The organism is Mesorhizobium sp. AA22, assembly GCF_001672375.2.
In the GTDB taxonomy this organism is placed as follows: domain Bacteria; phylum Pseudomonadota; class Alphaproteobacteria; order Rhizobiales; family Rhizobiaceae; genus Mesorhizobium; species Mesorhizobium wenxiniae.
Genome location: NZ_CP048406.1, coordinates 4,512,697 through 4,535,552, shown reverse-complemented (window position 1 = coordinate 4,535,552; position 22,856 = coordinate 4,512,697). Strand labels below are relative to the sequence as shown.

At 62.3% G+C, this 22,856-nt stretch carries 19 protein-coding genes and 1 pseudogene; 12 read left to right on the top strand and 8 right to left on the bottom strand.

Annotation, left to right across the window (positions count from 1 at the left end; all coding sequences use genetic code 11):
- The first annotated feature begins 16 nt into the window (after nucleotides 1-16).
- A complete protein-coding gene (locus A9K68_RS21880; RefSeq protein WP_065009667.1) occupies nucleotides 17-901 on the top strand; it encodes a patatin-like phospholipase family protein in 885 nt (294 codons plus the stop codon).
- A 65-nt stretch (nucleotides 902-966) separates the two neighbouring features.
- Here the strand turns inward: A9K68_RS21880 and A9K68_RS21875 are convergent, their stop codons facing one another.
- Together A9K68_RS21875 and A9K68_RS21870 are read right to left on the bottom strand one after the other, a co-directional pair.
- Entirely contained in the window at nucleotides 967-1,830 is an 864-nt protein-coding gene (locus A9K68_RS21875) for an ADYC domain-containing protein (protein WP_065009668.1), read from the bottom strand.
- A gap of 95 nt (nucleotides 1,831-1,925) precedes the next feature.
- On the bottom strand, nucleotides 1,926-2,372 hold the full coding sequence (locus A9K68_RS21870) for a hypothetical protein (protein ID WP_156768405.1): 447 nt from the start codon (nucleotides 2,370-2,372) through the stop codon (nucleotides 1,926-1,928).
- A 249-nt stretch (nucleotides 2,373-2,621) separates the two neighbouring features.
- Between A9K68_RS21870 and A9K68_RS21865 the strand changes: the two genes are divergently transcribed.
- Nucleotides 2,622-3,332, top strand: a complete 711-nt coding sequence (locus tag A9K68_RS21865; RefSeq protein WP_065009670.1) for a hypothetical protein — start codon at nucleotides 2,622-2,624, stop codon at nucleotides 3,330-3,332.
- A 42-nt stretch (nucleotides 3,333-3,374) separates the two neighbouring features.
- Here A9K68_RS21865 and A9K68_RS21860 read toward each other — a convergent pair whose 3' ends face one another.
- A complete protein-coding gene (locus A9K68_RS21860) occupies nucleotides 3,375-4,088 on the bottom strand; it encodes a response regulator transcription factor (RefSeq protein WP_082982518.1) in 714 nt (237 codons plus the stop codon).
- Nucleotides 4,085-6,628: a PAS domain-containing sensor histidine kinase gene (locus A9K68_RS21855; protein ID WP_156768406.1), complete on the bottom strand. Its 2,544-nt coding sequence runs from the start codon at nucleotides 6,626-6,628 to the stop codon at nucleotides 4,085-4,087. Before A9K68_RS21855 ends, A9K68_RS21860 begins: the two co-directional genes overlap by 4 nt.
- A gap of 292 nt (nucleotides 6,629-6,920) precedes the next feature.
- On the opposite strand from A9K68_RS21855, the gene A9K68_RS21850 reads away from it, so the two are divergent.
- Nucleotides 6,921-7,622, top strand: coding sequence for a response regulator transcription factor (locus tag A9K68_RS21850; protein ID WP_065009672.1), 702 nt, complete (start codon nucleotides 6,921-6,923; stop codon nucleotides 7,620-7,622).
- A 10-nt stretch (nucleotides 7,623-7,632) separates the two neighbouring features.
- Here A9K68_RS21850 and A9K68_RS21845 read toward each other — a convergent pair whose 3' ends face one another.
- Complete coding sequence (locus A9K68_RS21845) at nucleotides 7,633-8,784, bottom strand: helix-turn-helix transcriptional regulator (RefSeq protein ID WP_065009673.1); 1,152 nt, start codon at nucleotides 8,782-8,784, stop codon at nucleotides 7,633-7,635.
- 356 nt (nucleotides 8,785-9,140) lie between these two features.
- Between A9K68_RS21845 and A9K68_RS21840 the strand changes: the two genes are divergently transcribed.
- A complete protein-coding gene (locus A9K68_RS21840) occupies nucleotides 9,141-9,500 on the top strand; it encodes a hypothetical protein (RefSeq protein ID WP_065009674.1) in 360 nt (119 codons plus the stop codon).
- Nucleotides 9,501-9,590: 90 nt separating this feature from the next.
- On the top strand, nucleotides 9,591-9,998 hold the full coding sequence (locus tag A9K68_RS21835; RefSeq protein ID WP_065009675.1) for a c-type cytochrome: 408 nt from the start codon (nucleotides 9,591-9,593) through the stop codon (nucleotides 9,996-9,998).
- Between the two features lie 18 nt (nucleotides 9,999-10,016).
- Here A9K68_RS21835 and A9K68_RS21830 read toward each other — a convergent pair whose 3' ends face one another.
- Nucleotides 10,017-11,162 carry a CapA family protein gene (locus tag A9K68_RS21830; protein WP_065009676.1) on the bottom strand — a complete coding sequence of 382 codons (1,146 nt, stop codon included), beginning with the start codon at nucleotides 11,160-11,162 and terminating at the stop codon, nucleotides 10,017-10,019.
- Between the two features lie 134 nt (nucleotides 11,163-11,296).
- Between A9K68_RS21830 and A9K68_RS21825 the strand changes: the two genes are divergently transcribed.
- Nucleotides 11,297-12,115, top strand: a complete 819-nt coding sequence (locus A9K68_RS21825) for a phosphosulfolactate synthase (protein ID WP_065009677.1) — start codon at nucleotides 11,297-11,299, stop codon at nucleotides 12,113-12,115.
- Nucleotides 12,116-12,203: 88 nt separating this feature from the next.
- Here the strand turns inward: A9K68_RS21825 and A9K68_RS21820 are convergent, their stop codons facing one another.
- Complete coding sequence (locus tag A9K68_RS21820; RefSeq protein WP_065009678.1) at nucleotides 12,204-12,743, bottom strand: dihydrofolate reductase family protein; 540 nt, start codon at nucleotides 12,741-12,743, stop codon at nucleotides 12,204-12,206.
- A 202-nt stretch (nucleotides 12,744-12,945) separates the two neighbouring features.
- Between A9K68_RS21820 and A9K68_RS21815 the strand changes: the two are divergent.
- Nucleotides 12,946-13,841: pseudogene (locus A9K68_RS21815) on the top strand (HNH endonuclease).
- A gap of 157 nt (nucleotides 13,842-13,998) precedes the next feature.
- On the opposite strand, the gene A9K68_RS21810 reads toward A9K68_RS21815, so the two are convergent.
- Nucleotides 13,999-15,729 carry an adenylate/guanylate cyclase domain-containing protein gene (locus A9K68_RS21810; protein ID WP_065009712.1) on the bottom strand — a complete coding sequence of 577 codons (1,731 nt, stop codon included), beginning with the start codon at nucleotides 15,727-15,729 and terminating at the stop codon, nucleotides 13,999-14,001.
- A gap of 442 nt (nucleotides 15,730-16,171) precedes the next feature.
- Here A9K68_RS21810 and A9K68_RS21805 point away from each other — a divergent pair, with 442 nt between their 5' ends.
- The 5 genes from A9K68_RS21805 (at nucleotide 16,172) to A9K68_RS21785 (ending at nucleotide 22,809) form a co-directional block, all read left to right on the top strand.
- Nucleotides 16,172-17,227 carry a LacI family DNA-binding transcriptional regulator gene (locus tag A9K68_RS21805; RefSeq protein WP_065009679.1) on the top strand — a complete coding sequence of 352 codons (1,056 nt, stop codon included), beginning with the start codon at nucleotides 16,172-16,174 and terminating at the stop codon, nucleotides 17,225-17,227.
- Nucleotides 17,228-17,357: 130 nt separating this feature from the next.
- On the top strand, nucleotides 17,358-18,611 hold the full coding sequence (locus A9K68_RS21800; protein WP_065009680.1) for a sugar ABC transporter substrate-binding protein: 1,254 nt from the start codon (nucleotides 17,358-17,360) through the stop codon (nucleotides 18,609-18,611).
- 377 nt (nucleotides 18,612-18,988) lie between these two features.
- Nucleotides 18,989-19,915 carry a sugar ABC transporter permease gene (locus A9K68_RS21795; protein ID WP_065009681.1) on the top strand — a complete coding sequence of 309 codons (927 nt, stop codon included), beginning with the start codon at nucleotides 18,989-18,991 and terminating at the stop codon, nucleotides 19,913-19,915.
- Nucleotides 19,915-20,772, top strand: coding sequence for a carbohydrate ABC transporter permease (locus A9K68_RS21790; RefSeq protein ID WP_065009682.1), 858 nt, complete (start codon nucleotides 19,915-19,917; stop codon nucleotides 20,770-20,772). Before A9K68_RS21795 ends, A9K68_RS21790 begins: the two co-directional genes overlap by 1 nt.
- A 27-nt stretch (nucleotides 20,773-20,799) precedes the next feature.
- Nucleotides 20,800-22,809 (top strand): glycoside hydrolase family 127 protein, encoded by a 2,010-nt coding sequence (locus A9K68_RS21785; RefSeq protein ID WP_065009683.1) that lies wholly within the window; start codon nucleotides 20,800-20,802, stop codon nucleotides 22,807-22,809.
- Nucleotides 22,810-22,856 lie beyond the last annotated feature (47 nt).

The window sequence follows — 22,856 nt, the reverse complement described above, 5'->3', positions numbered from 1 at the left end:
AAATGGGGGGCAAGTAATGAGCCCGAGCTTCGGCATCGCCTTCGGCGGCGGCGGCGCGCGCGGGCTAGCGCACATCCATGTCATCGAGGCGCTGGACGAGCTGGGCATCAGGCCGGTCGCGATATCAGGCTCATCGATCGGCGCCATCATGGGCGCCGGCATGGCTTCGGGCATGGCCGGCAGCGACATTCACGACTATATGCGCTCGATCCTCGGCCGCCGCGCCGAGGTGGCGGCGCGCATGTGGCGGGCGCGGCCAGGCACCTTTGCCGAGGCGCTGCAGGGCGGGCTGCGTGTCACCCAGTTCAATGTCGAGCGCATCCTCAAGGCATTCATGCCCGACGCCATACCCGAAAGCTTCGCCGAGCTGAAAATACCGCTGAAGGTGACGGCCACGGATTTCTTCGGCCATAAGCTCGCCGTGCTTAGCGGCGGCGACCTGCATTCGGCGCTTGCCGCCTCGGCGGCTATTCCCGCGGTATTCCGCCCGGTGATGCGCGACGGCAGGCTGCTGATCGACGGCGGCATCTACAATCCGGTGCCGTTCGATCTGATCGAGCACGACGCCGATATTATCATCGCCGTCGACGTCGTTGGAGCGCCGACCAAAAGCGGGCGCAAATACCCGACCTCCGTCGATCTGATGTTCGGCGCCACGCAATTGATGATGCAGTCGATCATCGCCGCCAAGCTGAGGCAATGCCAGCCGGACATACTGGTCAGGCCGGCGGTGTCGAAATACCGCGTGCTCGATTTCATGAAGATCGACGCCTTGATGGCCGAAACGGCTGGTATCAAAGATGAGCTGAAGCGGGAGATCGAGAAGGCGGTGGAGGCGCGGGCCAAGGTCGACACGGGCAAGCGCACCAAGCAGGCGGGGGGCGTGGCGCGGAAAGTCTGACGTTTGGTGGGCCTCAATCGAACGAGCGCACTGCGATAAGCCCAGCAGACCCTTTCGCGATATGACTATTCCGCTGCCGCCTGAACCGCTCGCAGGTCGATCGAACGGTTGAGGATCAGCGCCCCGGCATGGCTTTCGCACGCTGTTCGCGGCTGTTGCCGCACATCCGGGCAGATCGCCGCCAGCCCCTCCATCGAGAGCACGTCGGGTATTCTGGTGTGGCTGACGCAAAGCGCACCGTCGGCACCCCACGCCGCCTCGAACGACATATCAGGCGCGGCCTCGTCCTGTTGGATGCCCTTGCGGTCGTAGATGACGATCGGCGTCCCGTTGCGGGTATGGCCGACGCCATCGCCGCAGTAATCGGCGCGAATCATGCGGGTGCATGCCTGATGATGATCCCACAGCGGTGTGCCGTCCGGAGACGTCTCCCAGGGCCGATATCCGAAGCGCACGCATTTCGCCTGGGCGCCGCCGGTGCAGGTGATGCTGAACGCCGTGTCGGACGGCAAATGGCGACCGTCCTGCGTCCAGGTGCCGGCGAGCGGAAAGCCCATGCGCCGGCCTTCGAAATCCGGCTCACAGATGTTGCGCCATCCGCCGGAAGCCGTGTCACGGGTCGACATGGCGTAGAGCATGATCCCGCCATCCGGATTTCTCGGGTCAATCTCGACCGCGTCGATGCGCAGCGGCATCCGGTCTTGTCCATCAGCAATCGTCAGAACTGCGCCGACGAGATCGTCTTGAGGGACAGTGCGGCCATCTTCCGTCGTCACCTCGAACCTTGTGCCGACAACGGAGATCGAGCTGATCGCTTGGCCGGTCCCGGCCTCTGCGAGAGGCACCCCGACCATGCTGGAAATTGTAGCGGCGACGGCGATCAATGCGTCGCGGACGATATGGCCGAGGCGGTTCCTGTAGGCTGACATTGTGGGCTCCTGACGGCGTATCTTGCGAGTGCAGCGCGGCAAAAGAGAACGGACGGCACAACGCCATCCGTTCCATTGACGACGGACGCGGGACCTTAACGCCTCGGCGAGGGGGTCGGCCGATCATGGTTGGTCCCGGCGCCGTTGCCAGTGCCGTGCTGGCCAGACGGAAGGCCGTTGCTTTTTTTGCCAGCGGTCGATGACCGGACATTGTCCTTCTGGACAGCCGGCAAACCGCGGATGTTGGGGTCGATGATTGAGCGGACGTTCGGGTCGACGATGGACTTGCCGGCCGGAGCGAGGCTTTTCGCCAGAACAATGCCGTCAACATGCACGCCGTTGAGCGCAAGGACGCCGAGGCCGTTCGTAAAGATAGCGCTGCTGGTGAGTGAATTGCTGGTCACCGCATTGGTGGTTATCGCATTGTACGTAAGGCCGTTCAGCGATTTGCCGTTCGAGCCTTCCGGCCCCGCGGCACCGGCAGGGGCCGCGAGGCAGACGATTGCCGAGGCAGCAGCCAAGTAAGTCTTGAAGCGAAACATTTGATTTCCCTTTTCGTTTTCAGCGGAGCCGTCCCGTCGGGTTCGCTCCATGGGGCGGCTTCTCGCTCCCGACTGTTTCGGACGAATGCCGAATTCGGTCCGAATTGTTTCGATTGTTGCGATGTGTCCGGACGCCGCCCCTGACGAGCCTGCGCGGCGACACAAAGGAAACCTTTAGCCGGCAATTCGGCAAATCCGCGCAACATCCCTGCGTCATCGGTGACGCCAGAAACGAGGAGATTTCTGGCGATGCAACCTTTGCGAAAAACCACTGACCGATCGATTGGCGAGGCGACGGCTGCCCGCACGGCACGGCTGGCGGTGCTGGCGGGCACTCCGGGGCTTCTCTTGACGGCATATGCAGCGGCGACGTCCACATCGCTGACCATCCGCGCCGATCTCGCGCTGACCTTGATGGACATGCTGGTGCTGGTCACCGTCGCGATCGTGGCTGGCGGCCGCAAGGGCGGGGGCACCGGCCGCAAGCGTCAGGCAGCCTTGGCCGAGATGCTCGTCAACGCGCTGGCCGCCATCGGCATGTGCCTTTCAATGGCGGTCGTCGCCAGCATCGCCGTCCAGCGGATCGCGGCCGGCGGTGTCGAACCCCACGGCCAAGGCGTTTTGCTCGCCATGGGTCTGAACCTGACCTACGCAGTGGTCAATTTGTGGATCCTGCGCCGCTGGAAAGCGCGCAATGCGCTTGCCGCCTCCGCGCTGGCACGCGCGCAAATCTGTCTGTTCTCGGATAAGCTCTCATCGAACCTGCTGATCGCGGCATCGCTCGCAACCGCAATGATCTGGAAAGGCACGATGATTGCCCGCTTCGTCGATCCGGTTGCCGGATTGCTGATCGCAACGATGACCGCGCGCTGGACCATTCCTGTCGTGCGGGACGTGTTCGAAGCCTGCGACGGGAATATCGCCGGGCGCGCAGGCCGATCGCGTAGGGCAAAGCCATAAACCGTACCAGCTGGACGGCTCAGCCTCTTTAAAGCTCTGTATCTAGCGGCGTCGCGCCTCATCGTAAGCGGGCTCGTAGACATAGCCTTCGCCGCGAACCGTCACCAGGACCACCGGCGCGTCGGGTTCGGTCTCGAATTTCTTGCGCAGCCGGGTAATGCGGATGTCGATGCTCCGGTCGCCCGGCTCGAGATCGCGGTTGTGGGCCAGCCTGCACAGCTGGTCGCGCGACAATATCTGCCGGGGATGGCGCGCGAAGACGCACAGCAGGTCGAATTCCATGGACGTCAACTGCACGTCGGCGCCGTCCGGATCGACCATCGTGCGGCCGTTCATGTCGAGGATGCAACCGCCAAAACGGATGCGGTTTTCCGGCGTCCGCTCTTCCTCGCCCAGGCGCCGGATGACGCTCCTGACACGCGCCAGAAGCTCGCGCGGCTCGAACGGCTTGGCCATATAGTCGTCGGCGCCGGCCGCAAGACCTTCGAGCCGATGGGGCAGGTCACCGACGGCGGTCAGCATTAGGATGCCGGCGCGGCTCTGTTTGGCGATTTCGCGGGCGAGGTCATAGCCGCTTTCGCCGACAAGATTGACGTCGAGGATGACCAAGTCGGGGCCAAAGCGATCGAGTTCGGTGTGCATTCCCGCTCCATCCGCAACAGATCGGACATCGAAGCCGTGCATGAGCAGGTAATCCGACAGCATCTCGCGCAACGGCGCTTCGTCGTCAACGATGAGCAATTTCTGTTTTGTCACGCTTTAGCCCCTTCCATTGCGCCGGTCTCCATCGCCCTTAGGCGTTCCATCACGAGCCTGCGAAAGGTCTGCGGATCGAGTGGTTTCTCGATCACCGGCGCGCCCGTCTCCCCGATGAAGCGATCGATCTCGGGTGCCAGCGTGTCGCCGGTCACGAACAGCAGCCGGCTGGCGAGTCCGGGGCGCAATTGCTCCAGCGCGCGGTAGAGGCCGGGGCCGTCGAGGCCCGGCATTCGTATGTCGCTGATCAAAAGGTCTGTTCCATCCTCACGCACAGCCTTGAGGGCAGCATTCGCGTCGTCGGCGATGGTGACGTCGTGGCCATCGCCGCGCAGCATTTCGGCGATCATCGAGGCAATGTCGGAATCATCGTCCACCACCAGAATTCGTGCGGCCGAGGGCGCAGGCGGCACCTTGCCTGCAGCCTCGGACGGAGCGACCGTCTCGGCTCGGCCGCTCGGAAGCCGGATCGTAAACCGTGCACCGCCGCCCTCCGTCGAATCCAGTTCTATGCTGCCGTCGTGGGCAGTCACGATGCCCTGGCAGACAGACAGCCCGACCCCGGTGCCTTCACCGGCCATTTTGGTCGTGTAAAAAGGCTCAAAAGCACGCGAGCGGACCGTCTCAGGCATGCCTGGGCCATTGTCGGCGACAACGATTTCGACGGCATCGCCTTCCCCTGACGTGACAATGGTCAGCCGCCGCGGGTGCGGAACCTGCAGCAAAGCCTGCTGCGCGTTGACCACCAGGTTGGTCACCACCTGATGAAGCTGGTCCCGGTCGCCCCAGATGTCGGGAAGCGGTTCCGCCAGTTCGGTGCGGATTTCGATGCCGGCCGAACGCAGGCTGTAGCCGGCGAGCTCCAGTGAGGCAACCACGACTTCGTTGATGTCGACAGCGCCACGTGTGGGGGGCTTCTTGCGGGCCATTGCCAGAAAGGTTCGGACGATGCGCGAGCATCGCTCGGCCGCGGCGTGGATCTTGTCGGCGCGTCCCACGGTTGCCTCATCCGTCGAGAACTCCTTCAGCATCGAACTATAGCCGATGACGACGGACAGCGGATTGTTGAGCTCATGCGCCACGCCGGCCAGCAGCGACCCGAGGGCGGAAAGCTTTTCCGACTGGTACAGCGTCTCGCGCTGGCGGGCGATCTCAGCCTCGGCTTCGCGCTGGCGGGTAATGTCGGTGACGGCGGCAAGCATGGCCGAACGGCCGGCCTGCGTGATCAGCCGCGCCGAAACCAGCGTATCGATTCTCGATCCTTGCATGTTGGTCATGCCGGCTTCGAACGCATCGACGATCCCGTCTCTCAGCAACAGCCGCAGGAGATCGTCTCGTCGCGAGAGATCTTCCCAGGTCGCCGTCGCTTCGGCTCCGATCTGGCCGACCTCGATGCCGAGCACCTTGCGCGCCGGTTCGTTGACGAACAGGATTTCGGGCCCTTCTATTGCCGAGATGGTGATCGGCAGCGGCACGCCTTCGGCGATGGCGCGAAACTGCGCCTCCCGTTCGGCCAACAGCTTCTCGGCTTCAATTCTGGCTTGCTCGGCCAGGACGCGGTCCGAGATATCGCGGCCGACGGATTGCACTTCGACAAGGCGCCCGTCGCTGTCGAAAATGCCATGATCGTTCCAGGCCAGCCATCTGCTCACGCCACCAGGCATCGCATTGACAAGTTCTATGCTGGCATTCGGCGCCTGCGGGGTGAGGCGGGCCAAGTGGTCCAGAAACCTGCGCCGCTCGTTGGGCGGCAGCACGTCGAGTTCGCACCAGGACGGGTCGAGAAGCTGTTCGCGCGTCATCCGGCATGCTCGGCAATAGGCGTCGTTGACGAAGCTCAGATGGCCCTCCGGCGACATGCGGACGACGAATTCGGTCTGCAGCTCGACCACGCTGCGGTAGCGCTGCTCGCTGGCCTCGAGCGCCTGGCGGGCGAGTTTCTGTTCGGCGACATCACGTCCGATCGACTGTATTTCGATGAGCTTGCCTCTGTCGTCGAAGATGCCGCGATCGGTCCAATGGATATGGATCTGACGCCCATTGCTTAGAGCGCCGGTCTCGTCCACTTCGCAAACGGGCCGTACGGGGGTTACTCGACCGATGATCTCGTCGAAGCTGCCGAAATCGGCAGAAAATGAATTGAAATAGTGCCAGTCCGGGCTCAGCAACTCTTCACGCGTTTTGCCGACAAGACGGCAATAGGCGTCATTGGCGAAGCTCATGCGCCCATCCGGCGCGAACCGGACGATATATTCCGTCTGCGCCTCGACAACATTGCGGTAGCGTTGCTCGCTGTCGGCCAGTTCGCGCAGCGCCGTGCGGTTCTCGGCGAAGATGCCGGCGATTTCCCGCAGAAGCACGCCGTGCAAGGCGTATACCGAGACAAGCAACCCGACCAAAATGACCGCATAAGGACAAAACGATTGTTGCTGGGCGTAGGACTGGTAGAGGCCGATGCCGACGACAAGCACGAGCAGCGGCAAAACGCAGGCCGCCATCAACAACGCGTAGTGCCTGGACAGCTTCGAGGAGGTCGGCACGGCGAGGTCTCCACAGACGGATGCGCCGTCACGACGGTTGCTGTTCCCGTGCGGCAAGTGGACTGAACGGCCCACGGCCTGTCAAGCCGGCCTGTTCGGCCATCTGCCCGACGTCGTTGAACATAACCGTGGGGATGTTTCACGATGATGCCGTACGACCGATTTCCCGGCTTCTATTGTTTCAATTGTGTCGAACCCTCGCGAAATCGCCAGCAGATGGGGTTGCCCTTGCGATTGACCCGGGGTGAATGCGCCCTGTAGGTTTGCGCCGTCGCTCGCCGCGGGGGAACGCATGGCCGACATCATTATCGTGGACGACGAGACCGACGTGGCGTTCATGATTGCCGACTATTTGCAGGCGAAAGGCTACCGCATTCGCACGGCATCCGGTGGCGCCGAATTGCGCGATGCGATCGCGGCGGCGAAGGCCGATCTTGTCGTTCTCGACCTCAACATGCCGGGCGAGAACGGCTTTAGCCTCGCCCGCTGGCTGCGCGAGCATCACGACACCGGCATCCTTATGCTCACGGGTGCCGATTCGGTGTTCGACAAGGTGGCGGGCCTCGAGATCGGCGCCGATGACTATCTGGCAAAACCGTTTTCACCGGTCGAGCTGGAAGCGCGGATCGCCGCGGTGCTGCGCAGACGCAGGCCGAAGGGGTCGAATGATGCCGACGCTTTGCCGGCCGGGCAATTCGCCTTCGGAACCTATGTGTTCGACGCTCGCGCGAGAAACCTCATCAAAGCCGACGGCGTTGCCATTCCGCTGACGCCGATGGAGCTCGATCTGGTGGCGGCCTTCGCCACCCGGGCCGGCCAGGTCATTGGTCGCGACGAATTGCTCGATCTGGCGCCGCCCAGGGGCGACGAGCCGTTCGACCGAAGCATCGACAGCCGCATCACCCGGCTGCGCCGCCGGCTCGAAAAGGACGCGGCCAAGCCGGAACTGATCAAGACGATCCGCGGTGTGGGATACCTGTATCCAAGGCGGTGAATGAGTGTGATCAGGGACCAGGCTGCCCCGCGGGTGGAACGATTTGCATGACAAGGCGCATCAGGTCGGCCTGACGGGAGGCGCCGGTCTTCTGGAAGATATTGTCGAGATGCGTCTTGGCGGTCGCGTTGGCAATATGAAGGCTGGCAGCGGTCTCGGCCAGGGTGTGCCCGGCCACAAGGCTGGCGAGCACACGGGTTTCGGCCAGCGTAAGCCCAAAGGCTCTCGCCAGCATTCCGGCGGCGTCATGCTCGTCCGGTGCATTGCCGATGAACACCGCGGCTACCGCCGCAGGTTCCATGCCGGCGCGCAAGTCGCCGCCGGCCATCGGCAGCACGCGGGCGAAGACGGGCGGCAGGCCGGATTCGGTGAGGAGGACGGCAAGCCCTGTCTTGCCGATGCTGACCTCATCCTGAGCCGCAAGCATGATGGCGCTGTGAAGCTCCCTGGAAGCCGACGGGATCTTCGCTTGCAGAATGCCCCGGACATCCTGGATTGGGCCGCCGCTCTGCAGCATGTGCTTGGCCGAGCGGTTGGCGTGCAGGACGGCGCCACGTTCATTGGTGAGGACCACGGCGCATGTGAGCGCATCGAGCGCCTCGGCCATTCCTGCGCGCTCGACAGTGCCGATGTCCAGCATGTTGCTGATTATCACCGAACGGCGCACATGCGGCAGCAACAGTCTGCCAAGCTTGATTTCGCGCTCGGTGATAATGCCTTGCCGCTTGTGTCGGGCAACGGCGAAGCCGGCAAGACGGGTAGGGGTGTGGATCAGGAAGAACGACATGACGTCGACCAGGCCTTGCGGCTTCAGCCACTCCTGAAAATATCGGGAGGTCTCCAGGTAGGTCTGAGGGATATGACGCGAGACCACATGCGGCACATCGAGCGAAGGCCATGTCGAGAGATCCTCGAGCTGCCGTGCGTGGATCTCGGGGATATATTTCGCCTGTTGCTCCAGCCAGTATGGCTCTATTCCCACGGTCCTGTAGATCAGCAGCCGATCGTTGGCGAGGTCGTCAAGGTGCAGGACCGCAGTCTGGGCATCGAGCGCATCCCTGATCCCAGCCAGCGCGTGTTCCCATCGCCCCGGGTTGAGTGCGCAATCGTAGATTGAGCCAATCAGCTTCGACAGATCATGATGCGACAATGCCTTGGCCATCGACGGCCCCCCGCATGTCGACAGCGCGTCCGACGCGGAAAGCAGCGCGCTCTCACAGGTGCTCTCGCCTCTCCAATTTTAGCGATCGCTTAAATTCCGATTATCTCCCCCAAACAGGGGATGCGCAAGCACCCGGGCGGTGAAATACTTTCGCCCCAGAAGATAAGGTCACACTTAGCTGTGACACCCAGTGGGGTTCAGCGCGTTCCTGGCTCGCGGGCCTTCGCCACTGTGATGCAGCCGGGGGGATTAATCAAGAATTCTGCCTGCGTGCGCCGACTATCACGGCGCGCGACCGCCTATTGCTGAAACGTTAAGCCGGGCTCGACCCGGACAATTCGGGATGGAGCAGCATTATGTACAGATACATTGCTTTTGCAGCACTTTGCATGGCGGCGATGCCCGCGCATGCCGACGAGCTTGGAGCCATGAAGGCTGAAAGCATCGATCTCGCCGGCTTCCTTGGTGTCGTCTATTATACGCCTCAGGAGGACGGCTATCGGGTGGTCACCACAATCGCGCAGGGCGAGTCTGGCTTGCCCGTGCGTTTCGTGGCGACACTGACCGAGAACCAGATAGTCGCGGTCTCCGTGCCGGGCAAGCTGGGAGAGTCGGACCAAATCATCAAGATATCCCGTGTCGGCGGCAAGCTTGTCGTCAGCCCACAACCGATAGACGCCATCGTGGTTTCTTCTCCGAAGCCCGCCGTCGATTGATGACCGCCGTCGAGTGATCCAAGGTCGAGTGATCCGGGGGCATGCGCGTTGCGACGGCGCTGGCTGAGCCTGCAACGTGGGCGACAGACGATGCCCCTGTGGCTCGTCCTCCCGTCTGTCGCCGTCTTTACCGTCGCCGCCGGCTTCGGCGCGTCTTCGCAAGCCGAGCTGGCCTCGGGCAAGTTCTACGAAATTGTCGGCGGCAAGGTCGATGCGCGGAATTATAATGGCTTCCGTCGCTACCATGGCAGCTGCAATCACTGCCATGGTCCCGACGGCATGGGCTCGACGTTCGCCTCGGCCCTTGTCGACCGGCTGCCCGGCATCGAGGTCTTCCGGCGCAGCGTTCGCGACGGCGTGCGTAGCGGCCCTTCAGTGATGAAGGGCTTCGCCGACGACCCCAACGTCGCTCCTTACATCGACGACATCTACGCCTATCTGCAGGCCCGCGCCGACGGTGCGCTTGGCCGAGGACGGCCTGAGCGGCTTGAACGTTAGATATCGCAGGCTGCCAGCTCACCAAAGGACAGTGAGACGGTTATCGAGCGCCACATGAGTGCCGAAGGGCGAACTCTCTCGCTCAAGCACGGCCGCGAGCCAGGCGACATCTTCGGGCGAGGCGCGGTTTAGCCGGAATTTGCGGAGCTCGAACGGCACCAACTCGAGCGAAAGAAGCCTGCCCTCAGGCATCGCGAGCCGCGGCAGGTACATCAGCACAAGCCCACCGCGAAAGATCTTGTAGCCTGTGATTCCCTCATAGTCGGTGAGGAAGTCGCCGCATCCATAAAGGATCAGCCGGCCGTCATGGATTTCGATCGGCTTGGGATGGTGGGAGGAGTGCCCATGCACGACGTCGAAACCTGCAACATCGATGAGAGCATGGGCTAGTGCTCGCTCTTCCGTGGGGACTTCGTAGCCCCAATTGCCGCCCCAGTGGATCGAGGCCACTGCGAGGTCGCCAGGCTGCTTCATGGCCTCCACGGATCGGGCGATCTGCGAGAGCGAGCGGGCCGAGACATCCGCCAGCAGGTTGACCCCAGGCTTGTAGGCTCCGGCTGCCCATGAAGCTGGAACGCCGCTCGTCTCGAGCGCGAAGCCGATGACCAGCACGCGGCCTCCGCCGGTCAGTTCGATTGCGGCAGGCGCCGCCGCCTCATCCGCGTCAAGCCCGGCCCCGGCACAGGCGAGGCGGGCATGCCGGAGCGTATCGAGGGTTTCGACGAGGCCGGGCTCATCCCAGTCGAGCACATGGTTGTTGGCGAGCACGCAGCAGCTTACCCGCGCCGCCGCCAGGCAGCCGATGTTTGCGGGGTTCATTTTGTAATTGATGCCCTTGGGCGCCAAAGACAGGCTGGTGGTAATGCTGGTCTCGAGGTTGATGATCCGCGCGTCGGGAGCTTCACGGTCCAGTTCGGCGAGCGCATCGCCCCAGACATACGTATCGTCGACCTTTCTCGGGATCGGGCCATTGATGCGTTCGGCAAGCTCGACATAGGTCGCCGCGGATCTGACATAGCGCTCGTACAGGTGCGGATCGCCCGGATTGGCGAGGATCTGGTCTATCCCGCGCCCCAGCATGACGTCGCCGCACAGGAACAGCTTTGCGCTGCTTCGGACAGGCCGTTCAGGTCCTGCGGCGGCATTGTTCGCGATCTGCGGCATCCCAGACCTCCTTCCCCGCCAACACCCCGTGACGCCAAGGGTTCCAGCCCAATTTGCGCGGATCGGATCGCGCGCCCAGTCGTTAACGCAGGAGAACCGAGTTAACCAAGGAGAACCGACAGCCGAGGCCAGAAATGACCGATACAGCCTTCTCCTTCATCCCGCGCGCCGCACGCTCTCCCAAGCCGCGCAAAACCGGCCTCACCGAGATTCGCGGACCCTATTACAGCGCCTATGGGCCGCGCCATTTGGCCGACCTCCTGGAAACCATGGGCAACTGGATCGACGGCATCAAGTTTGCCGGCGGATCATTCGCCCTGATGCCGCCGGAAGCGGTGAAATCGATCAACAAGCTGGCGCATGATCACGACGCCTATGTTTCGACGGGCGGCTGGATCGAGAATGTCCTCCGTTTCGGCCCGGACGCCGTGGACCGCTACGTCGAGGAAGCCAAGGCGCTGGGGTTCGACGTGATCGAGATCTCCACCGGCTTCATCAGTCTGCCCACGGAAGCGCTGCTGCGCCTGGTCGAAACCGTGAAAAAGGCCGGGCTCAAGGCCAAGCCGGAGCTCGGAATCCAGTTCGGGGCCGGTGGTGACACGTCGGCCGACGAGCTCGAAACCGAAGGCACCAGGGATGTCGGCTGGCTGGTCGCACAGGCGCGGCGTGCCTTCGACGCCGGCGCCGATATCATCATGATCGAGAGTGAAGGGATCACCGAAAACGTGACGTCCTGGCGCACTGACGTGGTGGCCCGCATAATCAACGAGCTCGGCCTGGAGAAGGTGATGTTCGAAGCCGCCGACCCGGCGGTCTTCGAATGGTACGTCAAGAACTACGGCAACGAGATCAACCTGTTCGTCGACCACAGCCAGATCGTGCAGCTCGAAGCGCTGCGCTCCGGCATCTGGGGAACCAAGAGCACCTGGGGGCGGATTCAGAATGTTGGGTGAGAGGCGACGCGGGCGAATGTCATGACCTGGCCCCATTGCGTTGCTGCAGTTGAACGCCCGCTGAGCGATCTACTCTTCAAGGCGAAATTTATCGCACCTTCACGGGCGCATATTCAAGCGCCACCACGCCGTTGCTGAATGGCGTGGCTGAGATCAACTCGAGCGACACTTGCTCGCCGGGCGGGAACAGCGGCTTGCCCTGGCCGACGGCGCCGGGATAGCTGAGCAGCCTGACGCGGTCGACCAGACCATGGCGCAGCAATTCCTGCGCGACGCTGAGGCTGCCATGCACATAGATGTTGCCGCCGCGGCCTTGCTTCAGTTCCCTGACCGCATCCGGCAAGGCGCCCTTCAGGAGCTCGGCCGGTTTCCAGTCGAGTGCCTTCAGGCTCGTCGACGCGACATATTTCGGCAGCGCGTTGAACCGCTGCGCGAAGTCTCCGGTTTCCTTGGGCCAGGAGGCAGCAAAAATCTCATAGGTCGTGCGCCCCAAAAGCATGGCGCCGCTGTCGGCAAGTTCGTCTTCCTTGAACCTTTGCATTTCATCGTTCCAGGTCACGCCGGGCAGCTTCTCGACCTCGGCAATGCCATCGACGCTGATGAATTCGGTGACGATAAGTTTTCTCATGGCGATCTCCTTTTGTCAGAGGACGGACCGCACTGGCCTTTCGCGACACGTTCCGTGAAAAAAGTGCGGTCGCTTGTTGAGGGCTTTCCCTATCAAAGGACCGATACCATGGGGAAAAGCTTCTCCGACCTGGACTAAGTTCCCAAGATCGGATTGGTATTACATCTGAGGCAGATATTCCCGAAGAACGCATTGCAGGAAGATCACGGGATTCGGGGTCTTCATTCACCGCTCAGATTCGAGATACAACGATCGCCCCGCAGAGCAATACCAGTTTCCTCGCCCGTATCTACGTCGTGTCGAAGAATGCGTCGGCGACTGGATCATTTACTACGAGCCTAGCAGGGTAAACGATACCGCGCTATTTACGCCGTAGCCAAAGTCCAACAGATCATTCCCGATCCTGTGACGCCTGATATGTACCTCGCTCTGATCGAGCCCGGAACCTACCTCGATTTCGTCAATCCTGTTCCATTTAACGGACCTGATGGTCTCGTTGAACGAGGCCTACTCAACGACCAAGGACGGATTTCCGGTCGCGCCCAATCGGCCGTCCGGCAGATCAGTCCAGGCGACTTCAACCGCATTATCGATCTGGGCCTGGACACGAGTGAGTTGTTGCTGCCGCGCCTTGATGAGGCCGGCACCGGCTTCCACGATGAGCAGGCGCCATTCGAATTCGAGCAAAGCCGTGATCGCGTAAACTACATCGGATCGCGAATTGTGCGGGACCGCATTTTCCGTCGCATCGTCTTGCGCGCCTATGGCGAGCGGTGCGCGATCACGGGACTGAAGTTGATAAATGGCGGCGGCCGAGCAGAAGTTTCAGCCGCCCATATTCGACCGGTCGAAGCCAACGGCCCGGATGTCATCAACAACGGGATCGCACTATCCGGTACAGCGCATTGGATGTTCGATCGCGGGCTGATCAGCCTATCCGACGATCTGGAAATTCTGATCTCGCGACAGGTCAATGACCTCGACAGCGTGCAGGCATTCATAAACAGGACCCGTCGCGTGCTTCCGCCTCGCCGACAGTTTGACCGCCCGCATCCTCGTTTCTTGCAATGGCACCGCGAGCACTGCTTCAAGCAGTGAAGCACCGCCGGCGTGGCAGCGTGTTGGTAGGTGAGTGGAACGGCCGCCTCTGACCCTAAGCCGCCCGTCGTTCGGTCATGTCACAAGGTCCGCACCGGGTGGGGCGCCGGTCTTTTTGCCTGTCCCCGATTGGATGTGGTTCGCAGTTGCGGGCTGGCTACAGGTCGGCAATACCGGCTTTCAGCAGTCCTTCGCGGACGTGCTGCACATCAGACTCCTGGGCGAAGTGCAGGGTGGCGATAAATGAATCGAGGTCGAATTGGGGATCGAGCGTTCTGATCTTGCCTAGATGCGCCGCGGCCGCTATTTCGTCGCCGAGCCAGCCGTAGCAGGCAGCGGCGAAAGCATGCTGAACCGAGTCCATGGTTGACAGATGCATGAAAGCTTCGATCGCCTCGCCATACTGGCGCGCGGCGAAATGCGCCTTTCCCAGATGGCTCCAGAACCTCTCCGGGTGGTGCGGGTTCAACTGCATTGCCTTGCGGATCCATTCAATTCCCTCTTCCGGCCTACCCAGCCACGTCAATAATTCGCCTTGCTGCACCACCACGAGGTCGTAATTGGGATTGAGGGCGAGGGCGCGCTCTTGATGGTAGCGCGCTGTGGTCAGCTCATTGTTGTTCACGTTCACTGCGGCGAGGATGCGGTGGACATCGGCATCGTTGTCGTCCAGCGCCAGCGCCCTGTCCAGCGCTGCCATGATGTCGTTCCAGACGCCATCCCTGTCTTCGCACCAGTTATGGACCCAGGCCTGGCCAAGGATGCAGGCCCGCCAGGCATGGGCATGAGCATAATCGGGGTCGAGCGCGACGGCCCTGCCTATCAAGGTCTGCGCGCGTTCATTATCCGCAGTCGTGCTTCGGTGATGCAGCACCTTGGCAGCAAGCACACATTCATAGGCGGCCATGTTTGCAGGTTTCGCCCGCGCGAGCTGGTCCCGCTGAGCCGCCTCGACACGACCGGGCAGCGTGGCTGCGATCGCCGCGGTCACCTCATCCTGAATCGCAAATATGTCGTCCAGCTTCCGGTCATATTTGTCTGCCCAAATATGAGCGTCATTCGCCGTGTCGATGAGCTGAACCGTCACGCGCACCCTGTCGCCGATCTTGCGGACGCTTCCCTCCACCAGGTATTGGACGTCGAGTTTCTCGGCCACCTCGCGCACATTCACGGCGCGGTTCTTGTAGACGAAGCTGGAATTGCGCGAGATGACGAACAGCTCATGGTGGCGGGACAGTTCGGTGATGATGTCCTCGGTCAGTCCGTCCGCGAAAAATTCCTGCTCGGGGTCGCCGCTCATGTTGTTGAATGGCAGCACCACTATCGAAGGTTTCGAGATGGATCGCTTTGCCTCGACTTCCGGCAGGACAGGACTGTCAAACCCAATGCGATAGAGGCGAACCGGACGGCTGATGTTCTTTAACGTCTTCTCGCCCAGGTCCTCCATGGCAATTTCGAGACGGTCGGCAATTTGGGTCGCCACCGCTGCGGTCACGCAGATACCGCCGACGTCGGCGAGTTGCTCGATGCGCGAGGCAATATTGACGCCATCGCCGAAAATGTCCTCATCTTCGAAAATGATGTCGCCGAGATTTATGCCGATCCTGAATTCGATACGCCGTTCTTGCGGCACATCCGAATTGCGCCGTTTCATGCGCTGTTGGATTTCCACGGCGCATTTCACGGCATCGGTCACGCTCTGGAACTCAACGAGCATGCCGTCTCCGGTGGTCTTGATGATCCGGCCCTTGTTCTTCGCTATGGCGGGATCGACCAGTTCTATGCGATGAGTCCGAAGGCGTGCGAGCGTGCCGGATTCGTCGGCCTCCATTAGCCGACTGTAGCCCGCCATATCGGCAGCCAGAATTGCGGCTAGTCTCTGTTCCATCGCCTGAACCAAAAACCAAGCCTATCCTTCCTGGGCTGCCAAATCCAGCAATTTGGGCTTGCGGCTGAATTAAGAAGTCTTCCTACCGCAGCAGCAACAAAGGGCGGATCAGAAACTTCCTCTTTCGCCAGGTGGCTGCGAACTCGATCGCATCAATGGCGGGAGGGATCCGCGCGGCGTCAGACCGGAAACGTCCGATATGAACCCGAGTCGGGACCATAGTGGCTGCATTCACTGACGTCTGAAATGGCGCCCTAGCAAGAAATCTTAGACACGCCCAAAACCAAATCTATCCCACTTGCCATCCCCTATACCTTCCCCTAATCTCCCCCTGAGAAAACCTTTTCCCAAAGCGCTCCTAACCCCGCTGACCTCACCAATCAGCGTCTCGCAGGCCCAACAAGAGAAAACCTTTTCCCAACCAAGGGATTCGCTACGCACCATGGCCTCCGACGCCCAGCCAGTCTCTGCCAAGACCCCCGTCACCCTGCGCGAGGTGGCTGCCTCTGCCGGCGTCAGCGTCGCCACAGCCTCAAAGGCACTGAACGGGCAGGGGCGGATGACGGCTGAGACGCGCGAGCGCATTCGCGAGACGGCGCAGCGGCTTGGCTTTCGCCCGAACAGCCTGGCCCAGAGCCTGTTGCGGCGGCGCTCCTTCACCGTCGGGCTGTTGACCAACGACACCTACGGCCGCTTTTCGCTGCCGGTCATGTCGGGCATTTCGGATGCGCTGGTCGACAAGGGCGTCTCGGTGTTTCTCTGCAACGTCGAGGACGACAAGCGCCTCGGCCAGCTCCATGTCGATGCCATGCTGGACAAGCGCGTCGACGGCATCATCGCCACCGGCAAGCGCATCGATCGCCATCTGCCGGTCGACCTGTCCAATCTCGGCGTTCCCGTGATCTATGCCTTCACCCAGCCCGATCCCGGCGCCGTCGCCTTTGTGTCTGACGACGCCGGCGGCGCGCGCCTGGCGGTCGAGCACTTTTGCCGGCTCGGGCGGGGCCGCATCGCCCATGTCACCGGGCCGGCGAGTTTTGCGGTGGTGCACGCGCGGGCACAGGCCTATCGTGACGTGCTGACCGAGAAAGGCTTGCCGGTCATGGAACCATTGCTCGGATCGTGGTCGGAGGCCTGGGGTCACGAGGCGGTGAAGAAGCTCTTCGACAGTAAGCTGTCGAAGAGTGGGGACGAACAACCCGATGCCGTCTTTTGCGGCAACGACCAGATCGCGCGCGGCGTCATCGACGCGCTGCGCGAGCGCGGCCTTGGCGTGCCGGACGATGTCGGCGTCATCGGTTTCGACAACTGGCAGATCGTGGCCGAGGCAACCCGCCCGCCGCTGACCTCCGTTGACATGAACCTGGCGGCACTCGGGCGCGAGGCCGGCCTCACCTTGCTTTCGCTCGTCGGCGGCGAACCCGCCGAGCCGGGCATAAGAAAACTGCCGTGCCGGCTGGTGGTGCGTCAGTCATGCGGCCGTCTGCCGGACGGCTGAACGAATGCATGTCGCCCAAAAGTGCATAGCGGTTTTGGGATAACGACATGCATGAAACTAAAGGCAGCCGTGCCGATAGCCACCCCTTGGGAGCGCGGCCGCAGGAACACAAAACCAATAGGAGGAGAACATGAGGACCATCATTACCGGGCTCGCCTTTGCCGCGAGCGTTTTGGGCACGCTCGCAACAGTCGCGCCGGCCGCCGCCGAGACCGCCAATATCTGGGTTCGGGCCGACGGCTCGAATTTCATGCCGAGGATCGTCGACGCCTTCAACAAGGGGCATGAGAACCAGATCAAGCTGGACATCATCCCCAATGCCGAGATCATCCCGAAATACGGCGCGGCCGCCGCGGGCGGCACAGCACCCGATGCGCTGTCGCTCGACCTGATCTACACGCCGTCCTTCGCTGCCGCCGGCCAGTTGGAAGACATCACCGACTGGGCGAAATCCCTGCCTTATTTCGCGAGCCTGTCGCCGGCGCATGTCAAGACCGGCACCTACAAGGGCCGCATCTACGGGCTGCCGTTCTCCGCCGATAGTTCGGTGCTGATCTGGAACAAGAAGCTGTTCAAGCAGGCCGGTCTCGACCCTGAAAAGGGCCCGACCAACTGGGCCGAGATCGAAGCCTATGCCGAAAAGGTCAACGCGCTTGGCGGCGACACCAAGGGATTCTATTTCTCCGGCAATTGCGGCGGCTGCAACATTTTCACCTTCACGCCGCTGATCTGGGCCTCGGGCGGCGACATCCTCACCGAGGACGGCTCGAAGGCGACCCTCGACAGCCCGCAGCTGCGCGGCGCCATCGACCTCTACCGCTCGATGGTCAAGAAGGACCTGGTGCCGGCAGGCGCGCAGACCGACACTGGCTCCAACTTCTTTGCTGCGTTTGCCGCCGGCAATATCGGCATCTCGCCGTCCGGCGCCTTCGCCATCGGCGCGCTGAACACGCAATACCCAGACATCGATTACGGCGTCACCTTCCTGCCTGGCAAGGATGGCGGCTGGTCGTCGTTCGCCGGCGGCGACAATTTCGTCGTCACCAAGGGCACCACCAAGATCACGGTGGTGAAGGAGTTCCTCGATTTCGCCTATTCGCTCGAAGGCCAGACCATCCTGGCGAAATATGGCAGCCTTCCGGTGCGCGGCGACATCGCCAATGAGGCGCTGAAGGAGCTCGACCCGCGCTACAAGGTCGCCGCAGAGGCCATGGCCAAGGGCCGCACGCCCTATTCGGTGGTGTTCAACGACCTGATCAACTCCGCCAACGGTCCGTGGAACCAGATGGTCAACGAGGTCTTCTTCGGCGAAGACGTCGATGGCGCCATCGCCAACGCGCAGGAAACCATGCAGTCGATCATCGACTCGGCGCCGCAACAGTAAGCGCCGGCTTACGTCCCCTCGAGGGGAGGTCGGACCGCAGGTCCGGGTGGGGTCGTTGCGGCAGTGCTCGACGTTCTCTTTGCGTCGGCGCTTCGCGGAGGACCCCACCCCCCGGCCTTCGACCGGATCCTCCCCTCAAGGGGGAGGGGGACGCAGCGCAACGGAAGAACAGGCATGACCTACATCGCAGCAATCACCGCGCCAGTGCGTGGCTCCCCCTTCTCCCCCTGTGGGAGAAGGTGTCGCCGAAGGCGACGGATGAGGGGTGCTCCAGCTTGGCTCCGACAGCACTCCGTCCAACACCCCTCATCCGTCTCGGCGCTGCGCGCCGATCCACCTTCTCCCACAAGGGGAGAAGGGAAGGCGAGCGGCCAGCCATGACTTCCATCGCAGCAATTTCCACCCCAGCGCGTCGCCGCAAACTGGTCGGCGCCGGCCGCCGGCAGTGGATCGGCCTGCTCTATGTCGCGCCGGCCGTCGCCCTGGTCGTCGTCTTTTTCATCATCCCGCTTTGCATGACCGCGTGGATGTCGCTGCACAACTGGCCGCTGATGGGCGCGCACAGCTTCATTGGCCTCGACAATTACTGGGCGATCCTGCGCGACACCAGGTTCTGGAACGCACTCAAATTCACCGGCTACTACACGGTGGTGGTGACGATCGCGATCTTCGCCGTCGCCTTTCCGCTGGCGCTTTTCATCGAAAGGCCGCGGCCGCTGACCGGCTTCTACCGGACGTCCTTCTTCATGCCGGCGGTCATCGGCTTCGCCTCGGCCAGCCTGCTCTGGTCTTGGCTTCTCAATGTCGATTCCGGCCTGTTCAGCCCGGCCGCCTTCGAACTAGGCCTGACCGAGAAGAAGGTCAATCTGCTGGCGACGTTCCAGCCGGCCTTCTGGTCGATCATCACCATGGTCGTCTGGAAGGTGGCGGGCTTCACCATGATCATCCTGATGACCGGCCTGCAATCCATCCCGCCGGATCTGCAGGAGGCGGCGATGATCGACGGGGCAGGGCCGCTGGCGCGGTTTCGCGCCATCACTCTGCCGTTGATGCGTCGCACCCTCGCGCTGGCGCTGATCCTGTCGGTTGCCGGTTCGGTGCTCGCCTTCGACCAGTTCTACATCATCCTGCGCGGTGGGCCGCGCAACCAGACGCTGACTGCCGTCTACTGGATTTTCAACCAATCATTCGTGTCGTTCAAGCTCGGCTACGGAGCCGCATTGTCGATGATCCTGCTGATCATCCTGGTCGCGCTCAGCCTGATCCAGCTGCGGCTGCTGCGCCAACCGGAGGGCGTGGACTGATGGCGCAGGCAAGGAGCCGCAGAACCCGCATCGGCATGCAGATCGCCGAGCACTCGACGGGCATCATCGCCTCATTGCTGTTCCTGGCGCCGATCGTCTGGACCGTGCTTTCGGCGTTCAAGCCGGCGCAGGAGTCGCGTCAGCCGCCGCTGCCGCCCTGGCCGACGACGGGTTTTTCGGTCGAGAATTACGCCACGCTCAACACTTTCGGCGATGGCCTCTGGCTGCCAGCGCAAAACAGCATCTATGTCTCTGTCATGACGGTGGTGCTGTCGGTGATCGTCAGCGTGCTGGCCGGCTACGGTTTCTCGCGCTTCCGCTTTCCGCTGAAGAACCTGCTCTTCGTCGTCATCCTGTCGACGATCATGATCCCGTTCCAGTCGATCCTGACGCCGATCTTCCTGGTGCTGACCAAGATCGGCCTGCACAACACGCTGACCGGGCTGGTCTGCGTCTATGTCACGCTGCAGCTGCCGTTCTCGATCTTCATGATGCGCAACGCCTTCGACGCGGTGCCGCGCGAGATCGAGGAAGCCGCCCGCATGGACGGCGCAAACAATGTCACGATGCTGCTGAGGGTGATGCTGCCGCTGGTCTGGCCGGGCATCGTCACCATCGCGCTGTTCGCATTCCTCGGTGCCTGGAACGAATTTCTGGCGGCGCTGGTGCTGATGACGGACCAGTCCAAATTCACGCTGCCGATCATGATGACGGCGCTGCAGTCCGGCCGCTTCGGCGCCATCGACTGGGGCGCGGTGCAGGCCGGCGTCACCGTGATGATGGTGCCATGCCTGGTGCTCTTCCTGTTGCTGCAGCGCTTCTACATCCGCGGCCTCATGGCAGGGGCCGTGAAGTGACCAATCGAATCGAACCGGAGTAAATTGATGACCGCATCGCAATCCGTCAGTCAGGGCACTACGCCGGGCCAAACCAGCAAGTTGGGCAAGCCAAAACTCGCCTTCCGTCCGCTGCCCGTGCCGCAGGTCGATGTGCGCGGCTTCTGGGGCGACCGCGTCGATGCCGTCGCGACCAGGACCGCCGACATCCTCTACGAGCGCTGCGTCGAGGCGCGCATGCTGGAGCAGATCGACCCGGACCGGCCATCGCCGGGCATCGTCATTCCGTTCCACTCACCCTCGCCGGACGAGGCAGCCACCGCCGGCAACGAGTTCACTGGATCTACGGTGACGACCCAGATGTTCTGGGACAGCGATTGGGGCAAGACGATCGAGACCGCGGCCTATTCGCTGTATCGCCGCCGCAATGACGAGCTGGAGAAGAAGATCGACGCCGTCATCGACATGTACGGCAAGCTGCAGCAGCCCGACGGTTATCTCTCCAGCTGGTACCAGCGTATCCAGCCCGGCTTGCGCTGGACCAACCTGCGCGACTGTCACGAGCTCTATTGCGCCGGCCACCTGATCGAGGGCGCGGTCGCCTATTACCAGGCGACGGGAAAGCGCAAGTTGCTCGACATCATGTGCCGCTATGTCGACCATATCGCCGAGACGTTCGGTCCCGAGCCCGGCAAGAAGAAGGGTTATTGCGGCCACGAGGAGATCGAGCTGGCGCTGGTCAAGCTTGCGCGGGTCACCGGTCAGCAAAAGTATATGGACCTCGCCAAATACTTCATCGACCAGCGCGGGCAGCAGCCGCATTATTTCGACGAGGAGGCGCGTGCCCGCGGCGCCGACCCGAAAGCCTATCATTTCAAGACCTACGAATACAGCCAGTCGCACAAGCCGGTGCGCGATCAGGACAAGGTCGTCGGCCACGCGGTCAGGGCGATGTATCTCTATTCGGGCATGGCCGATATCGCCACCGAATATGGCGACGACACGCTGCGGGTGGCGCTCGACCGGCTGTGGGACGATCTCACGACCAAGAACCTCTACGTCACCGGTGGCATTGGACCGTCCTCGCACAATGAGGGTTTTACCGCCGACTACGACCTGCCCAATGACACCGCCTATGCCGAGACCTGCGCTTCGGTCGGATTGGTGTTCTGGGCAAGCCGCATGCTCGGCATGGGTCCGAATGCCCGCTACGCCGACATGATGGAGCGAGCTCTCTACAACGGCTCGATCTCGGGCCTGTCGCTCGACGGCTCGCTGTTCTTCTATGAAAATCCGCTGGAAAGCCGGGGGGAGCACAACCGCTGGAAATGGCATCGCTGCCCGTGCTGTCCGCCCAACATCGGCCGCATGGTGGCTTCGATCGGCAGCTATTTCTACAGTCTGTCGGACGATGCGCTCGCCGTCCATCTCTATGGAAACAGCACGGCTCGTTTCGATATCGCGGGGACGCAAATAGAGCTGACCCAGGCCAGCAATTATCCGTGGGACGGGGCAGTCTCGATCACGATCGAGCCCGAGGCGCCGACCGAGTTTACCTTGCACCTGCGCCTGCCAGCCTGGTGCCGCAAGGCGGCGCTCAAGGTGAACGGGGAGGCAGTCGATCTGGGTAGCGTAACCAACGACGGCTATGCCGCGATCCGGCGCGAGTGGCGCAAGGGTGACCAGGTCGAGCTCGACCTCGAAATGGCCGTCGACCGTCTCTACGCCAATCCGGAGGTCCGGCAGGACATCGGCCGCGTCGCGCTTGCCCGCGGTCCGCTGATCTATTGCGTCGAGGAGACCGACAATGCCGGCCAGCTGCACCGCATCGCCTTGCCACGGACGGCAAACATCGAGGCGCGTGAGGAGCCGAACCTGTTGGGCGGCGTCGTCACGCTCTCGGCAGTTGCCGAGAAAGAGGCCTTTGAAAACTGGAAAGACGGGCTCTACCGCACCGAACCACCGGCGGTGGAGGAGACGAAAGTCACCGCCGTTCCCTATTTTGCCTGGGACAACCGCGATCCCGGCGAGATGCTCGTCTGGCTGAGAGACTCGTGATCCGGGGACGAAGATGGTGCCGCCGACGAAAGGGATGTCTTGAATTT

What these genes read in the sequence shown, in the direction of transcription:
- A9K68_RS21865 (WP_065009670.1), top strand. Translation starts at nt 2,622, where the DNA reads ATGCAACCTTTGCGAAAAACCACTGACCGATCGATTGGCGAGGCGACG.
- A9K68_RS21785 (WP_065009683.1), top strand. Translation starts at nt 20,800, where the DNA reads ATGACCGCATCGCAATCCGTCAGTCAGGGCACTACGCCGGGCCAAACC.
- A9K68_RS21825 (WP_065009677.1), top strand. Translation starts at nt 11,297, where the DNA reads ATGACCGATACAGCCTTCTCCTTCATCCCGCGCGCCGCACGCTCTCCC.
- A9K68_RS21880 (WP_065009667.1), top strand. Translation starts at nt 17, where the DNA reads ATGAGCCCGAGCTTCGGCATCGCCTTCGGCGGCGGCGGCGCGCGCGGG.
- A9K68_RS21845 (WP_065009673.1), bottom strand. Translation starts at nt 8,784, where the DNA reads ATGGCCAAGGCATTGTCGCATCATGATCTGTCGAAGCTGATTGGCTCA.
- A9K68_RS21830 (WP_065009676.1), bottom strand. Translation starts at nt 11,162, where the DNA reads ATGCCGCAGATCGCGAACAATGCCGCCGCAGGACCTGAACGGCCTGTC.
- A9K68_RS21820 (WP_065009678.1), bottom strand. Translation starts at nt 12,743, where the DNA reads ATGAGAAAACTTATCGTCACCGAATTCATCAGCGTCGATGGCATTGCC.
- A9K68_RS21790 (WP_065009682.1), top strand. Translation starts at nt 19,915, where the DNA reads ATGGCGCAGGCAAGGAGCCGCAGAACCCGCATCGGCATGCAGATCGCC.
- A9K68_RS21805 (WP_065009679.1), top strand. Translation starts at nt 16,172, where the DNA reads ATGGCCTCCGACGCCCAGCCAGTCTCTGCCAAGACCCCCGTCACCCTG.
- A9K68_RS21795 (WP_065009681.1), top strand. Translation starts at nt 18,989, where the DNA reads ATGACTTCCATCGCAGCAATTTCCACCCCAGCGCGTCGCCGCAAACTG.
- A9K68_RS21875 (WP_065009668.1), bottom strand. Translation starts at nt 1,830, where the DNA reads ATGTCAGCCTACAGGAACCGCCTCGGCCATATCGTCCGCGACGCATTG.
- A9K68_RS21850 (WP_065009672.1), top strand. Translation starts at nt 6,921, where the DNA reads ATGGCCGACATCATTATCGTGGACGACGAGACCGACGTGGCGTTCATG.
- A9K68_RS21840 (WP_065009674.1), top strand. Translation starts at nt 9,141, where the DNA reads ATGTACAGATACATTGCTTTTGCAGCACTTTGCATGGCGGCGATGCCC.
- A9K68_RS21810 (WP_065009712.1), bottom strand. Translation starts at nt 15,729, where the DNA reads ATGGAACAGAGACTAGCCGCAATTCTGGCTGCCGATATGGCGGGCTAC.
- A9K68_RS21870 (WP_156768405.1), bottom strand. Translation starts at nt 2,372, where the DNA reads ATGTTTCGCTTCAAGACTTACTTGGCTGCTGCCTCGGCAATCGTCTGC.
- A9K68_RS21835 (WP_065009675.1), top strand. Translation starts at nt 9,591, where the DNA reads ATGCCCCTGTGGCTCGTCCTCCCGTCTGTCGCCGTCTTTACCGTCGCC.
- A9K68_RS21800 (WP_065009680.1), top strand. Translation starts at nt 17,358, where the DNA reads ATGAGGACCATCATTACCGGGCTCGCCTTTGCCGCGAGCGTTTTGGGC.